Origin of the sequence: Janthinobacterium sp. SUN176 (assembly GCF_030587335.1) — a bacterium.
Classification (GTDB): Bacteria; Pseudomonadota; Gammaproteobacteria; order Burkholderiales; family Burkholderiaceae_D; genus Janthinobacterium; species Janthinobacterium kumbetense.
The window spans coordinates 2,715,365-2,729,062 of sequence record NZ_JAPWIA010000001.1 but is presented as its reverse complement, the minus strand read 5'-3'; the positions used below and the strand labels follow the sequence as shown (position 1 = coordinate 2,729,062).

The window sequence follows — 13,698 nt, the reverse complement described above, 5'->3', positions numbered from 1 at the left end:
CGCAGAGCCCCCGTGGCGCTTCAATGACCCAGGTCAAGCCGCGTCAAAACTCAGGCGGCGACTTTCTTCGGCTTCTTCGCCGGAGCCGGTAATTGCACGATGTGCGTGCCCGCCAGCTTGTCGTGTAGAAATTGTCCATTGCCCGTGAACAGGGCCGTGCTGGACCAGGCCAGGATGCCGACACCGATGGCGCCCAGGGCGGTCCAGTGCTGCAAGTCCAGCAGGTACGATACCAGCAGGGCTGGCAGCAGCCACATCCATGACAGCACGTAGCGGTAGGCGGCCACGCGCAGCGGCACGTGGGCGTGGCCCGGCAGCACGACTTTCAGGCGCCACGTCTTCATGGCCAGGGTTTGCCCTTCGCGGCTCCATTGATGGATGAAATACGCACCCATGACGAGGAAGGCCAGGCACTGGCGCATGTGCTCCGTCAACGGCGTATGCGCACCCTGCACGGCCAGCTCGAACAGCAGGAAGGGCAGGAACAGCACGGCCAGGGCCAGCAGCGACTCGTACACCATGGAAATCAGGCGGCGCTTGATCGTGGGATGGGAAGTGATGCTGGCGGCAGGCGTGCTATTTGGCATTGGTTGGCAGTGGGGCAGGCGTAATAGATGGCGTAACAGATGGCGTGACGGGCACGGTGGCGGGGGCCGCGGCGGGATCGCTCGGCACGGCCGTCGCTGCGGGCGCGGGCGGCAGGACGGGCGCGGTGGCCGCAGGCGCTGCCGGCGTGGCGGGCAGCAGGATCGGGGCCGGCTTGCTCGTATTCGAATTGATCGCGGGCACTTTTTCCAGCGGCTTTTTCGGCACGAGTTCCGTCGCCAGTTTTTTCTTTTGATCTTCCGGCAATTGCTGGTACTGCTCCCATTGCGCGGTTTTTTGACCAGGATCAATCTTCTTCGTGCGCGTATAGTTTTCGCGCACGAGGCGGCGCTGTTCCGGCGTCAGCTTGATCCATTCGCGCATGCGTTCATGCACGCGGGTTTGCTCGTCCGGCGTCATGGAGGCGAAACGGCTGGCAATATCGAGCCATTTCTGCTTGCGCAAGGCTTCCAGCTTGTTCCATTCGCTTGCCAGCGGCTGCAGGGCTTCCTGCTGCGCGCGCGACAGCTTGTTCCACGAGGGATTCTCACCCGTCTTCGGCGGCGTGCCGCCCTTGCCGGCCGTGCGGGGCGAACCGGGCTTGGCTGTCGAGGCCGGCGCGGGCGCCACCACGGGCGCGGCTGCCACGGGAGGAGCGGCGGGCGCGGCATGTTGCTGCGCGCCAACCCAGGCGGCGCCGGCCAGGGCGCAGGCACCCAGGCCGATGCCGCCGGCCAGCCAGCCTTTGCGTACGCTCGAGCGTGTCATTATTGCTCGCGTTTCGTCAGGTAGGCGTTGAAGCCATGGTCCATGTAGGCGGAGAGCGGCAATTCGTCCGACAGCACGGCGGCGTCGATTTCTGCCAGTTCGGCAATATGTTGTTCTTGCTCAAACTGATAGATGCCTACCATGCCGCCGACCAGCAGCAGCAGGGGGATGATCACGCTCATGCGGCCCAGCCACGACAGCGGCTCGACAAACAGGCTGCTGGCCACGCCGGCGAACACATTCTGGCGCACGGCGACGGCGGCGGGCGCGTCCGCCTTCTTGCGCGACAGGGCCAGCTTGCGTGCCGCTGCCAGGCGATCGGTGGCCGATGCGGGCAGGTCGTCGAGTTTTTCGTTCAGTGCATGGCGCACTTTGTAAGCGAAATTGAGATCGTCGGTGTTCATAATTTAATTCCCTTGGCTTTCAGCGATTCGGCGAGCGTGTGGGTAGCTCTAGAGCAATGTGTTTTCACGCTACCTTCGGAGCAACCCATCGCTTCCGCTGTTTCAGCCACATCCATGTCCTGCCAATAACGCATGAGGAAGGCTTCGCGTTGACGTGACGGCAGTTTTTGTACCTCTGCATCAATCAAATCAAGGATTTGCGCGCGCTCGACCTGGTCGGCCGAGGATTCGGCGGCGCTGGAGCCCTGTTCCGATTCATAAGTGTCAAGTATATCAAAATCCTCATGCTCGTCGCCTGAGGGCTTCATGCCGGAAAACAGGCTGACCCAGGTGTTGCGGACTTTTTCGCGGCGGAAATAGTCGAGGATGGTGTTTTGCAGGATGCGCTGGAACAGCATCGGCAGTTCGGCGGCCGGCTTGTCGCCGTATTTCTCGGCCAGCTTGATCATGGCGTCCTGCACGATGTCGAGAGCCGATTCTTCCTTGCGGACCGCGTAGGCGGCTTGCTTGAAGGCGCGCCGCTCGACATTTTCTAGAAAGTCGGATAATTCTTTGTCTGTTGCCATGCGGTATGGGGGATCTTAGCGGCTGCGGGTGCGGTGGGCGAAATGGGGGCGGGTATGCTTTTTGCAACCCCGTGCATGCTAGCAAAAAATGTGCGTTTCCGCAGAGTTTTTGCACTCCGTGCGCGCAAAATGGCCTTTCGGCTGACATTTTCCTTGACCATAATGGTGCGACGCGATACCGTATAGGACGCTTTGAACACCCCAAAGCCCTATGGTCAGGTCGCGACCGGCACACAAGGCCATCCGCGGCAAGACGCGCTTTCATTTGTAGGCAGTTTGTTCTAACCCGCGCCACAAGCGCGAGCGGTTCGTACAGGCGCCACAGAAACTCCGGCCAAACGAGTTGCGTTAAGCGTTGTTTTGTAAGGTATCTATGGGTGCCCAAAGAAATTGCGTGACCGCATGAAAAGGGAAGCAGGAGCACTGTCGCGCACAGCGAACTTCGTCAGGAAAGAACATCCGATCAATCTCCAATGGACCTTGAAAGGAATGTTTCATGAATACCGAAGCAGCAGCAGGAGCAATTACGGGCGCAGAAATTGTCGTGCGCTGTCTGGCTGAAGAGGGCGTCGAGCACGTCTTTGGATACCCGGGCGGAGCCGTACTCTACATCTACGACGCCATCTTCCAGCAAAACAAATTCCAGCATATCCTGGTACGCCACGAGCAGGCCGCGATCCACGCCGCCGATGCCTATTCGCGCAGCTCGAACAAGGTCGGTGTCGCCATCGTCACGTCCGGTCCGGGCGTCACGAATGCCGTCACGGGCTTGTCCACCGCGTACATGGACTCGATTCCCATGGTGGTGATCTCCGGCCAGGTGCCGAGCCACGCCATCGGGCAGGATGCGTTCCAGGAATGCGACACGGTCGGCATCACGCGCCCCGTCGTCAAGCACAACTTCCTCGTCAAGGACGTCAAGGACCTGGCAGCGACGATCAAGAAAGCCTTCTTCATCGCCCGTACCGGCCGTCCGGGACCCGTGCTGGTCGATATCCCCAAGGATATCAGCATGCACAAATGCCATTTCGACTATCCGAAGGAAGTCGAGATGCGTTCCTACCGTCCCGTCGACAAGGGCCACTCGGGCCAGATCCGCAAGGCCGTGCAGCTGTTGCTGCAAGCCGAACGCCCGATGATCTACACGGGCGGCGGCGTGATCCTGGCGAACGCCTCGGCCGAGCTGAACAAGCTGGTCGACCGCCTGGGTTTTCCTTGCACCAACACCTTGATGGGCCTGGGCGGCTACCGCGCCTCGAGCGAGCAGTATGTCGGCATGCCCGGCATGCATGGCACCTATGAAGCGAACATGGCGATGCAGAATTGCGACGTCCTGATCGCCATCGGCGCCCGTTTCGACGACCGCGTGATCGGCAACCCGAAACATTTCGCCTCGCATCCGCGCAAGATCATCCACGTGGACATCGATCCCTCGTCGATTTCCAAGCGCGTCAAGGTCGATATTCCCATCGTCGGCAACGTCAAGGACGTGCTGATCGAGTTCCTCGCGCAACTGGATGCGGCCGAAGCCAAGCCGAACGTCAATGCCTTGAGCAACTGGTGGAAGCAGATCGCCGAATGGCGCGGCCGCGAATGCCTGAAATACCCGACCTCCGACCTCGTCATCAAGCCGCAATCGGTGGTGGAAAAGGTGTTCCAGATCACCAAGGGCGACGCCTTCATCACGTCCGACGTGGGCCAGCACCAGATGTGGGCCGCGCAATACTATGGTTTCGACAAGCCGCGCCGCTGGATCAATTCCGGCGGCCTGGGCACCATGGGTGTCGGCTTGCCGTACGCCATGGGCGTGCAGATGGCCAACCCGGACGCCACCGTTGCCTGCATCACGGGCGAAGGTTCGATCCAGATGTGCATCCAGGAATTGGCAACGTGCAAGCAGTATCACTTGACGCCGAAGATCATCATGCTCAACAACCGTTTCCTCGGCATGGTGCGCCAGTGGCAGGAAATCGATTACGGTTCGCGCTATTCCGAGTCGTACATGGATTCGCTGCCCGACTTCGAGAAGCTGGCCGAGGCATATGGCCACGTGGGCATGAAAATTGAAAAACCGGGCGACGTCGACGGCGCCCTGAAAGAGGCGTTTGGCATGAAAGACAGGCTGGTATTCATGAACTTCATTACCGACCAGTCCGAAAACGTGTGGCCCATGGTGAAAGCCGGCAAAGGCCTGTCCGAAATGATGCTCGGCTCGGAGGACCTCTAATCATGCGCCATATTATTTCTGTCTTGCTGGAAAACGAAGCGGGCGCCCTGTCGCGCGTGGTGGGCCTGTTCTCGGCACGCGGTTACAACATCGAAACGTTGACCGTGGCGCCGACGGAAGACTCGACCCTGTCGCGCATGACCATTGTCACCAGCGGCTCGGACGACATCATCGAGCAGATCACCAAGCACTTGAACCGCCTCATCGAAGTGGTGAAGGTGGTGGACTTGACCGAAGGCCAGCATATCGAACGCGAGTTGATGCTGATCAAGGTTCGTGCCGTGGGCAAGGAGCGCGAGGAAATGAAGCGCACCGCCGATATCTTCCGTGGCCGCATCATCGATGTCACCGAAAAGACGTACACGATCGAACTGACCGGCAACAAGGTCAAGCTCGACGCGTTCATCGATTCGATCGACCGCGCCGCCATCCTGGAAACCGTCCGCACGGGTGGTTCCGGCATCGGCCGCGGCGAACGCATCCTCAAAGTATAAAAATACAAGCAGCTCTACGCGGCCCTGGCGCCGTATTTAAAACAACAACGCATCATCAAATTATAGGAAATACCATGAAAGTTTTTTACGACAAAGACGCTGACCTCTCCTTGATCAAAGGCAAAAACGTTGCCATCATCGGCTACGGTTCGCAAGGTCATGCACACGCACAAAACCTGAACGATTCGGGCGTCAACGTCACCGTCGGCCTGCGCAAGGGCGGCGCGTCGTGGACCAAGGTCGAGCAAGCCGGCTTGAAAGTGGCGGAAGTCAACGACGCCGTGAAAGCGGCCGACGTCATCATGATCCTGTTGCCGGATGAAAACATCGCCCAGGTCTACAACGAAAACATCGCCCCGTTCGCCAAGCAAGGCGCCGTGCTGGCCTTTGCCCACGGCTTCAACGTGCATTACGGCCAAGTCGTGCCACGCGCCGACCTGGACGTGATCATGGTCGCGCCGAAAGCCCCGGGCCACACCGTGCGCGCCACCTACACCCAGGGCGGCGGCGTGCCTCACCTGATCGCCGTGTACCAGGACAAATCGGGCATCGCCCGCGATATCGCCCTGTCGTACGCCTCGGCCAACGGCGGCGGCCGTGCCGGCATCATCGAAACGAATTTCCGTGAAGAAACCGAAACGGACTTGTTCGGTGAACAGGCCGTGCTGTGCGGCGGCGCCGTGGAACTGATCAAGGCCGGCTTCGAAACCCTGACGGAAGCCGGTTACGCGCCTGAAATGGCCTACTTCGAGTGCTTGCACGAACTGAAGCTGATCGTCGACCTGATCTATGAAGGCGGCATCGCCAACATGAACTATTCGATCTCGAACAACGCCGAATACGGCGAATACGTGACCGGTCCTAAAGTCGTGACGTCGGCCACCAAGGATGCGATGCGTCAATGCCTGAAAGACATTCAAACGGGCGAATACGCGAAGAGCTTCATCCTGGAAAACAAGGCAGGCGCACCGACCCTGATCTCGCGCCGTCGTTTGACGTCCGAGCACCAGATCGAAGAAGTGGGCGCGAAACTGCGCGCCATGATGCCTTGGATCGCGAAAAACAAGATGGTCGACCAGTCGAAAAACTAAGCATTTTTTGCTGATTCACCATAAAAAAGCCGGCGCAAGCCGGCTTTTTTATGTGCGCCGGCGCCTGGCTGGCAACATCCGTTACAATCAGGCCCATTCAACAATACCGTCAGCCTCATGCTTGTTTTTTCTAAAGTTTTTGTCGGGAATCTTCATGTGGTCAAGCGCCCCGTTGCGGTTGCCGTCAGCTGCTGGTTTCTGGTCATCGGCTCGCTGTTGGCGCTGGTGTCGGCTTTCCTCGGCCGCCACGACCCCGCCATGCTGGCCGCAATGGGGGACGGCGCGATTCCCGCCGAAGTGCAATACGCGATTTTGCTCTTCAGCCAGGGCATCACCCTGGTGGCGGCGCTGGCCATGCTGCAACGGCAGCGTGGCGCGCGCACGGTGTATCTGGTGTGGGGTGTGATCGACATTGCGCTCTGCCTGGCGACCTTGCCGGTCAAGATGGACGTCTTGCCTGGCGCGCTCATGTTCGCCGTCATCTGCGCCTTCCTGTACAGTCCGAAATCGAATGCCTGGTTTTCGCCACGCAAGGCGGCTAATGATGCCTGCATGACGCCAGCCTGAGCATGGCTGCCTGAACACGGCTATTTCCCTGCGCACGCCGTCGCGGCGTTTGCGCTACAATTCCGCCCTTCCTTTGCAGTTTCATATCGCTGCATCTGTTTCGGTATCTGCCGACCGCAACGCGCATTACCGCTATTTGATAGCACGCCAGGCTCGTTGAGGCGCTGCCTGCGCAACCCGAGGTACCCACATGACTGACCGTATGACCGCCGCCGTGCCTGTTTCAGGCCCTGCCGGCACTGCCATTTCCCGACGCTTTCCGCTGGCCGCCTTGCTGGCGCTGGCGATGACCAGCTTTATCGCCATCCTGGCCGAAACCTTGCCCGCCGGCCTGTTGCCGCAGATTTCGCAGGGCCTCGGCATTTCCGAAGTCATGACGGGTCAGCTCGTTACGGTGTTTGCGATCGGCTCCATCCTGACCGCCATCCCCCTGACCGACATGACCAGCGGCTGGCGCCGCCGCAAGGTGCTGTTGCTGGCCGTCGGCGGCTTCCTGGTCTTTAATACCATGACGGCGCTGGCGCCCAATTACATGGTGGCGCTGGCTTCGCGCTTCCTGGCCGGCATGGCCGCCGGGCTGGCCTGGGGCTTGATGGCTGGCTATGCGCGCCGCATGGTCAGCGTGGAACAGCAGGGCAGGGCGATGGCCATTGCCATGATCGGCACGCCGCTGGCCCTGTCGCTGGGCGTGCCGCTGGGCACCTTGATGGGCGGCGTGCTGGGCTGGCGCAGCATCTTCGGCATCATGTCCGGCCTGGCTGTGGTCCTGGTCGCCTGGATACTGGTGGCCGTGCCCGATTATCCGGGGCAAAAGAATGGTGAGCGGCTGAGCATACGCCAAGTGTTCCTGACGCCGGGCGTGCGGCCGATCTTGGCGGTGATCGTCGCCTGGATGCTGGCGCATAACATTCTGTATACCTATATCGCGCCGTTCCTGGCGCCGTCCGGCTTGCGTCCCCGCATCGACCTGGTGCTGCTCGTGTATGGCGTGGGCTCGCTGGCCGGCATCTGGCTGGTCAGCCAACTGATCGACCGCTGGCTGCGCCCGCTCGTGCTGGGCTGCCTCGCCGCGTTGGCCTGCGTGGTGGTGGCGCTGGGCCTGGCGATGGACTCGCCGGCCGTCATCTATGTCAGCATGGCCATCTGGGGCGTTACCTTTGGCGGCGCCGGCACCTTGCTGCAGACGGCGTCGGCCGACGCGGCCGGCGACGGCATGGATGTGGCGCAGGCGATGGTGGCGACCATCTGGAACGTGGCCATCGCGGGCGGCGGCCTGGCGGGCGGCGTGCTGCTGGACGGCTATGGCGCGGCCTCGTTCCCCTGGGCCATGCTGGCCTTGCTGCTGGTGGCCTTGACCATCGCCTGGCGCGCGCGGCGTTACAGTTTCAAGCCGGGCCGGCGCAGCGGCGGCCCGGTGGCGGGCCACTAATAACATTGTTATTTTGAATGACGGTGTATTGAAATGTGAGCAGATGTGACTGGCAAGCACATTTTGTGACGATTTGTTAATTTGCGCCACAGGAATGAATGAGGCGTTAGAATCTACACAGTTTGACAAGTTTCTCAAGCGAAAGAGGTGGCAACAGCCACCCCTTTCGCGGGCTGTCAGCCATATTAACTACCTAGGAGTACCCCATGACCGTGATGAAATCCGTCCTTGTTGCCGCCGCAGCCACCGTTGCCCTGAGCGCACAAGCCCAATCCCTGCCGACCAACGGCACCCTGGTGGTCGTACCCGCGTTTGGCGAAGTCAAGCATGTCAATGACCAGGTGGTCGCTACCCTGGCCGTCGAAGAACAGGACAAGGACAAGGCTGCCGCCGCGTCGCGAGTCAACCAGAAGATGAACAAGGGCATCGCCATCGTCAAGCAGGCCGACCCGTCGGCGGCATTGAAATCGTACGGCTATTACACCTATCCCGTGTATCCGGAAGAGCGCCCATTGCCAGCCGGCGCCGTGGCCAAGCCGCGTTTGCCAACGGCCTGGCGCGTGGGCCAGTACCTGGAAGTGACGACGGCCAATCTGGCAACCCTGCCAAAAACCGTGTCGGCGGCGCAAGGCGTGCTGACCCTGAATGGCTTGAATTTCGGCCTGAAGCCGGAAACCATCCGCCTGCTGGACGATCAGCGCATCGCCGCCACGTATAAGAACCTGAACGAACGCGTGGCCGCCATCGCCAAGGCCATGGGCCGCAACGTTGCCGACGCCGTGCTCGATACGGTGGACTTCGAAGGTTCGGGCAACTATGTCACCGAAAACCGTGCTGCCGCCGCGCCGATGATGATGCGCAGCGCCAAGATGGCCGAAGACAGCACCGTCGCCGAACCGAGCTTCGAGCCGGGCGAAACGACGCTCGACATGCGTGTCGTCGGCAAGGTCAAGTTCAAGTAAGTGCATTAGCGTGGAAACAATTCCGCGTTAGACTGTTTTAAAAATCATGGGGCTGTTGGCCCCATGGTCGTTTTTGCCCCATTATTTTTCAGGAGAACACCATGACCGTCATGAAAACCATGCTGGCCGCCGCTGTCGTTACCGCCGCCGCTACCGTTGCCCTGGGCGCACAAGCCCAGGCCTTGCCCACTTCCGGCACCCTCGTGGTGGTGCCCGCCAACGGCGAAGTCGTGCATGCGAATGACCAGGTGACCGTCACCCTGGCCATCGAAGAGCAGGACAAGGACAAGGCCGCCGCCGCCTCGCGCGTGAACCAGAAGATGAACCAGGGCGCCGCCATCGTCAAGAAAGCCGATCCGCAAGCCGTGCTGAAGACCCAGGGCTACTACACGTATGCCGTGTACCCGGAAACGGCGCCGCTGCCGCCAGGCGTCGCCGCCAAGCCGCGCGTGCCGACGGGCTGGAGAGTGGGCCAATACCTGCAGGTCACGACGACCAACCTGGCCGCCTTGCCGAAAACCGTTTCCGCAGCGCAAGGCGTGCTGACCCTGAACCGCCTGAACTTCGGCCTGGCGCCCGCCACCATCCGCAAGCTCGACGACCAGCGCATCGCCGCCGCCTACAGGAACCTGAACGAACGCGTGGCCGCCATCGCCGGCGCCATGGGCCGCAACGTCAATGACGCCGTGATCGACACCATCGATTTCGAAGGCTCGGGCAATTACGCGCAGCGCGTCAGCGTGGCCGGCGCGCGCAACATGAGTGCCGACGCCATGGGCTATGGCGGCAACCAGGTGGCCGAGCCGAGCTTCGAGCCAGGCGAAACGACCCTCAACATGGGCCTGGTGGCGAAGGTCAAGTTCAAATAAGGCTAGCTTCGGGATCAATATTGTCAGCTTGACGCCGCTACGCTTTTCTTTGGCGGTAGCTCCTCTATAATGGCAATATCGGCGGGCGCATGGCGAGACAGTCATGCGCCCGCCATCTGGCACCGATTCCCCCGCAGTACACAAGATATGGAACAACATGGCAAACTTCCCCCGTCGTAGAGGCAAGAACGGCACCCCCGCAGCATCCAAAGCGTCCCGCTTCAGCAAATTCGTGCGCCAGCCGGTGACCGATGGCACTGGCAAGAAAACCTTGCGCCGCCGCGGCATCTATCTGTTGCCGAACGCCTTCACGACGGCAGCCCTGTTTTGCGGTTTCTACGCCATCGTCATGGCCATGAACCAGAAATTCGAACACGCGGCCTGGGCCATCTTCATCGCCATGATCCTCGACGGCCTCGACGGCCGCATCGCGCGCCTGACGAATACGCAGAGCGAATTCGGCGCCCAGTACGACAGCCTGTCCGACATGGTGTCGTTCGGCGCCGCGCCCGCGCTGGTGATCTACGAATGGTCGCTGCGCGGCATGGGCAAGCTGGGCTGGTTGGCCGCCTTCGTGTATTGCGCCGGCGCGGCCTTGCGCCTGGCCCGTTTCAACACGAATATCGCCGTGGTCGACAAGCGCTTCTTCCAGGGCTTGCCCAGCCCGGCGGCCGCCGCCATGGTGGCCGGCTTCATCCTGTTGATGAACGACCTGGAATTTGCCGGCAACCAGCTGGCCTGGGTGTCGTGGGCGATCGCCCTGTTTTCCGGCCTGACCATGGTCACCAACGTGCCGTTCTACAGCTTCAAGGATGTGAATTTCCGCAAGTCCGTGCCGTTCATCGTGGTATTCCTGCTGGCATTGTTCTTTGCGCTCATCTCCATCGACCCGCCGAAAGTGCTGTTCCCGATTTTCGTGGCCTATGGCCTGTCCGGCTACGCCGTGTTCTTCTGGCGCATGGCGAAGGGCAAGCCCGTCAGCATCATCCAGACCGACCCCGAGCATTGATGCGCTGAGTCGGTAGCGTCGCCAGTCTTCAGCCAGCCAGGAGCAGCCATGAGCACCAGCAACCGACTCATCATTTTTGACACCACCTTGCGCGACGGCGAGCAATCGCCGGGCGCCTCCATGACGCGCGAGGAAAAGCTGCGCATCGCCAAGCAGCTCGAGCGCCTGAAGGTCGACGTGATCGAAGCGGGCTTCGCCGCCGCCTCGCAAGGCGACTTCGAGTCGATACGGGCGATAGCCGGCGCCGTGCGCGAATCGACCATCTGCTCGCTGTCGCGCGCCAACGACCGCGACATCGCCCGCGCCGCCGAAGCGCTGGCGCCGGCCGAGCGCAAGCGCATCCACACGTTTATTGCCACGTCGCCCCTGCACATGCAGATGAAGCTGCGCATGACGCCAGAGCAAGTGCTTACGCAAGCGCAAAACGCCGTGCGCTACGCGCGCCAGTTCACGGACGACATCGAATTCAGCCCCGAAGACGGCAGCCGCTCCGACGAGGATTTCCTGTGCCGCGTGCTGGAAGCCGTGATCGCCGAGGGCGCCACCACCATCAATTTCCCCGATACGGTGGGCTACGCCGTGCCGGAAATCTTTGGCGCCACCATCAAACGCTTGCGCGAACGCATCCCGAACTCAGATAAAGCCATCTGGTCTGTCCATTGTCATAACGACCTGGGCCTGGCTGTGGCCAATTCCCTGGCCGGCGTCATGATAGGCGGCGCGCGGCAAATCGAATGCACGATCAATGGCCTGGGCGAGCGGGCCGGCAACACGGCGCTGGAAGAAGTGGTGATGGCGCTGCGCACGCGCGCCGCCTATTACAACTTGACGGTGGGTATCGACACGACGCAAATCGTGGCGGCATCCAAGATGGTGTCGCAGATCACGGGCTTTGCCGTGCAGCCGAACAAGGCCGTCGTCGGCGCGAACGCCTTTGCGCACGCGTCCGGCATCCACCAGGACGGCATCTTGAAGGCGCGCGAGACGTATGAAATCATGCGCGCCGAAGACGTGGGCTGGACGGCCAACAAGATCGTGCTGGGAAAATTGTCGGGCCGCAACGCCTTCAAGCAGCGGCTGCACGAGCTGGGCATCGCGCTGGAATCGGAAGCGGACATCAATGCCGCCTTCATCCGTTTCAAGGAACTGGCGGACCGGAAATCCGAGATTTTCGACGAAGACATCATGGCCCTCGTCAGCGAGGAACAGCAGGCGCAGGAAAGTGAGCACTACCGTTTCATTTCACTGACGCAGCAGTCGACGACGGGCGCCGTGCCGCATGCGCGCGTGGAATTCCTCGTCGGCGGCAAGCAACTGAGCTGCGAAGGGCGGGGCGACGGCCCCGTCGACGCCACCGTCAACGCCATCGAAAGCGCGGCCGCCAGCGGCGCGGAGCTGGTCTTGTTCTCCGTCAATGCCATCAGCACGGGCACGCAGTCGCAGGGCGAAGTCACCATGCGATTGTCGCGCGACGGGCGCATCGTCAACGGCGTGGGCGCCGATCCGGACATCATCGTCGCGTCGGCGAAGGCGTATCTGTCGGCACTGAATAAACTGCATGCCAAGGATGAGCGCATCGACCCGCAGCCGTAAGTCGGGGGTCAGACCCGCCGGGTCTGACCCCAGAATTTGATGCTCACCGTACCAGAGTACGGTTGCGCTTCTTAGCCACCTCTCTCTTCCGCTCGCTACGGTTTTATCAGGCGTTGTTGCACAGGTAATGAATCACCAGAAAAACCGCCGCTCCTCCTTGGCCGGATCGGGGCCGTTCATCATCATGCGCACGATGCCGTCGTGGTCGAAGTGCACGTGCATCATGGAATCCCACACGCCCGATTCCTTGTAGCGGTAGGACCAGACGTAGAGCTTGGGCAGCGGCAGGTAGGATTTTTCCGTCGGGCGGCCCAGGGTGTGCAGCACGTCTTGCTGGGTCGATACGCCCACCTTGATGCGGGCAAAGCCCGGCGTGTCGAGCACTTGCTCGTAGGAAATGAGCTTGTCGTCGGGGCCGAAACGGGCCATGTACGTGTACTGGCCGTAGGGACCCGTCGCGTATTCCAGTTCCGCGCCCGTGGGCAGCTGGTAGATGTTGCTTGGCCGGCCCAGGCGCGCTTCCACGGCGGCGCGCGGTTCGCCCGGCTGCGGCTGCGGGACGTTCCAGCTGGCGCAGCCGGCCAGGACGGCAAACAGCATGGGTGTTGCTAATTTGAGCAGATTTTTCATGTTTGACCTCCTGAAATGCAGGAAAACCCTATCATGCACCGAGAAAAGCGCGCACGGCAGGATACAGGCGGGCATTTTTCCGATATACTTGCGCGTCTGGTTGGCAGCATAGGCCAGTATTTTAATAATCGTAGTTCACGGTGGATAGGGTTCAGACTCTGTGCACCGCATGTGAAAGGTTTATCATGACAGTAGAAAACATCAACAAAGCCGCTATCATCGCGGACAACGCACGTGGTCAAAACGACACCGGCTCCCCTGAAGTGCAAGTTGCACTGCTGACAGCTCGCATCAACGAACTGAACGGCCACTTCAAAGCCCACTCGAAAGATCACCACTCCCGCCGCGGCCTGATCATGATGGTCAACCGTCGTAAGAGCCTGTTGTCCTACCTGAAGGCTAAAGACGCTACCCGTTATCGCGACCTGATCGCTAAACTTGGTCTGCGCAAGTAATTTTTGCCGTACAAGGTTTATACAGAAATGCCTGCGCCAGTTCGCTGAC

General features: G+C 61.0%; 15 protein-coding genes. 10 read left to right on the top strand and 5 right to left on the bottom strand.

The features are described 5' to 3' along the window. Positions 1-50: 50 nt before the first annotated feature. Genes O3299_RS12340 through O3299_RS12325 form a run of 4 tightly spaced genes read right to left on the bottom strand, consistent with a single transcriptional unit; the run spans position 51 to position 2,323 of the window. Positions 51-587 (bottom strand): RDD family protein, encoded by a 537-nt coding sequence (locus O3299_RS12340; RefSeq protein ID WP_099667145.1) that lies wholly within the window; start codon positions 585-587, stop codon positions 51-53. Continuing rightward, positions 577-1,353 (bottom strand): DUF3106 domain-containing protein, encoded by a 777-nt coding sequence (locus O3299_RS12335; protein ID WP_305062418.1) that lies wholly within the window; start codon positions 1,351-1,353, stop codon positions 577-579. Before O3299_RS12335 ends, O3299_RS12340 begins: the two co-directional genes overlap by 11 nt. Next, positions 1,353-1,757, bottom strand: a complete 405-nt coding sequence (locus O3299_RS12330) for a DUF3619 family protein (protein ID WP_099667147.1) — start codon at positions 1,755-1,757, stop codon at positions 1,353-1,355. Before O3299_RS12330 ends, O3299_RS12335 begins: the two co-directional genes overlap by 1 nt. After that, entirely contained in the window at positions 1,754-2,323 is a 570-nt protein-coding gene (locus O3299_RS12325; protein WP_034779551.1) for an RNA polymerase sigma factor, read from the bottom strand. Before O3299_RS12325 ends, O3299_RS12330 begins: the two co-directional genes overlap by 4 nt. A 496-nt stretch (positions 2,324-2,819) precedes the next feature. On the opposite strand from O3299_RS12325, the gene O3299_RS12320 reads away from it, so the two are divergent. The 9 genes from O3299_RS12320 to O3299_RS12280 all read left to right on the top strand — a co-directional run bounded on the left by O3299_RS12320 (position 2,820) and on the right by O3299_RS12280 (position 12,564). Then, a complete protein-coding gene (locus O3299_RS12320) occupies positions 2,820-4,550 on the top strand; it encodes an acetolactate synthase 3 catalytic subunit (RefSeq protein WP_305062417.1) in 1,731 nt (576 codons plus the stop codon). Positions 4,551-4,552: 2 nt separating this feature from the next. Beyond that, entirely contained in the window at positions 4,553-5,044 is a 492-nt protein-coding gene (ilvN, locus tag O3299_RS12315) for an acetolactate synthase small subunit (protein ID WP_010399754.1), read from the top strand. A gap of 74 nt (positions 5,045-5,118) precedes the next feature. After that, positions 5,119-6,135, top strand: a complete 1,017-nt coding sequence (gene ilvC, locus O3299_RS12310; protein WP_034750044.1) for a ketol-acid reductoisomerase — start codon at positions 5,119-5,121, stop codon at positions 6,133-6,135. Between the two features lie 156 nt (positions 6,136-6,291). Further along, positions 6,292-6,702 carry a hypothetical protein gene (locus O3299_RS12305; RefSeq protein ID WP_305062416.1) on the top strand — a complete coding sequence of 137 codons (411 nt, stop codon included), beginning with the start codon at positions 6,292-6,294 and terminating at the stop codon, positions 6,700-6,702. A 190-nt stretch (positions 6,703-6,892) separates the two neighbouring features. Next, positions 6,893-8,131: an MFS transporter gene (locus O3299_RS12300; RefSeq protein WP_370385277.1), complete on the top strand. Its 1,239-nt coding sequence runs from the start codon at positions 6,893-6,895 to the stop codon at positions 8,129-8,131. A gap of 206 nt (positions 8,132-8,337) precedes the next feature. Then, positions 8,338-9,093: an SIMPL domain-containing protein gene (locus O3299_RS12295; protein ID WP_251351414.1), complete on the top strand. Its 756-nt coding sequence runs from the start codon at positions 8,338-8,340 to the stop codon at positions 9,091-9,093. A gap of 101 nt (positions 9,094-9,194) precedes the next feature. Further along, positions 9,195-9,962 (top strand): SIMPL domain-containing protein, encoded by a 768-nt coding sequence (locus O3299_RS12290; RefSeq protein ID WP_305062415.1) that lies wholly within the window; start codon positions 9,195-9,197, stop codon positions 9,960-9,962. Between the two features lie 157 nt (positions 9,963-10,119). Then, positions 10,120-10,971, top strand: coding sequence for a CDP-diacylglycerol--serine O-phosphatidyltransferase (gene pssA / locus O3299_RS12285; protein ID WP_077407095.1), 852 nt, complete (start codon positions 10,120-10,122; stop codon positions 10,969-10,971). Positions 10,972-11,019: 48 nt separating this feature from the next. Next, positions 11,020-12,564: a 2-isopropylmalate synthase gene (locus tag O3299_RS12280; RefSeq protein WP_289898465.1), complete on the top strand. Its 1,545-nt coding sequence runs from the start codon at positions 11,020-11,022 to the stop codon at positions 12,562-12,564. 132 nt (positions 12,565-12,696) lie between these two features. On the opposite strand, the gene bamE is transcribed toward O3299_RS12280, so the two are convergent. Beyond that, a complete protein-coding gene (gene bamE / locus O3299_RS12275; RefSeq protein ID WP_305062414.1) occupies positions 12,697-13,194 on the bottom strand; it encodes an outer membrane protein assembly factor BamE in 498 nt (165 codons plus the stop codon). A gap of 185 nt (positions 13,195-13,379) precedes the next feature. On the opposite strand from bamE, the gene rpsO reads away from it, so the two are divergent. Next, on the top strand, positions 13,380-13,649 hold the full coding sequence (rpsO, locus tag O3299_RS12270; protein ID WP_010399743.1) for a 30S ribosomal protein S15: 270 nt from the start codon (positions 13,380-13,382) through the stop codon (positions 13,647-13,649). Positions 13,650-13,698: the final 49 nt, after the last annotated feature.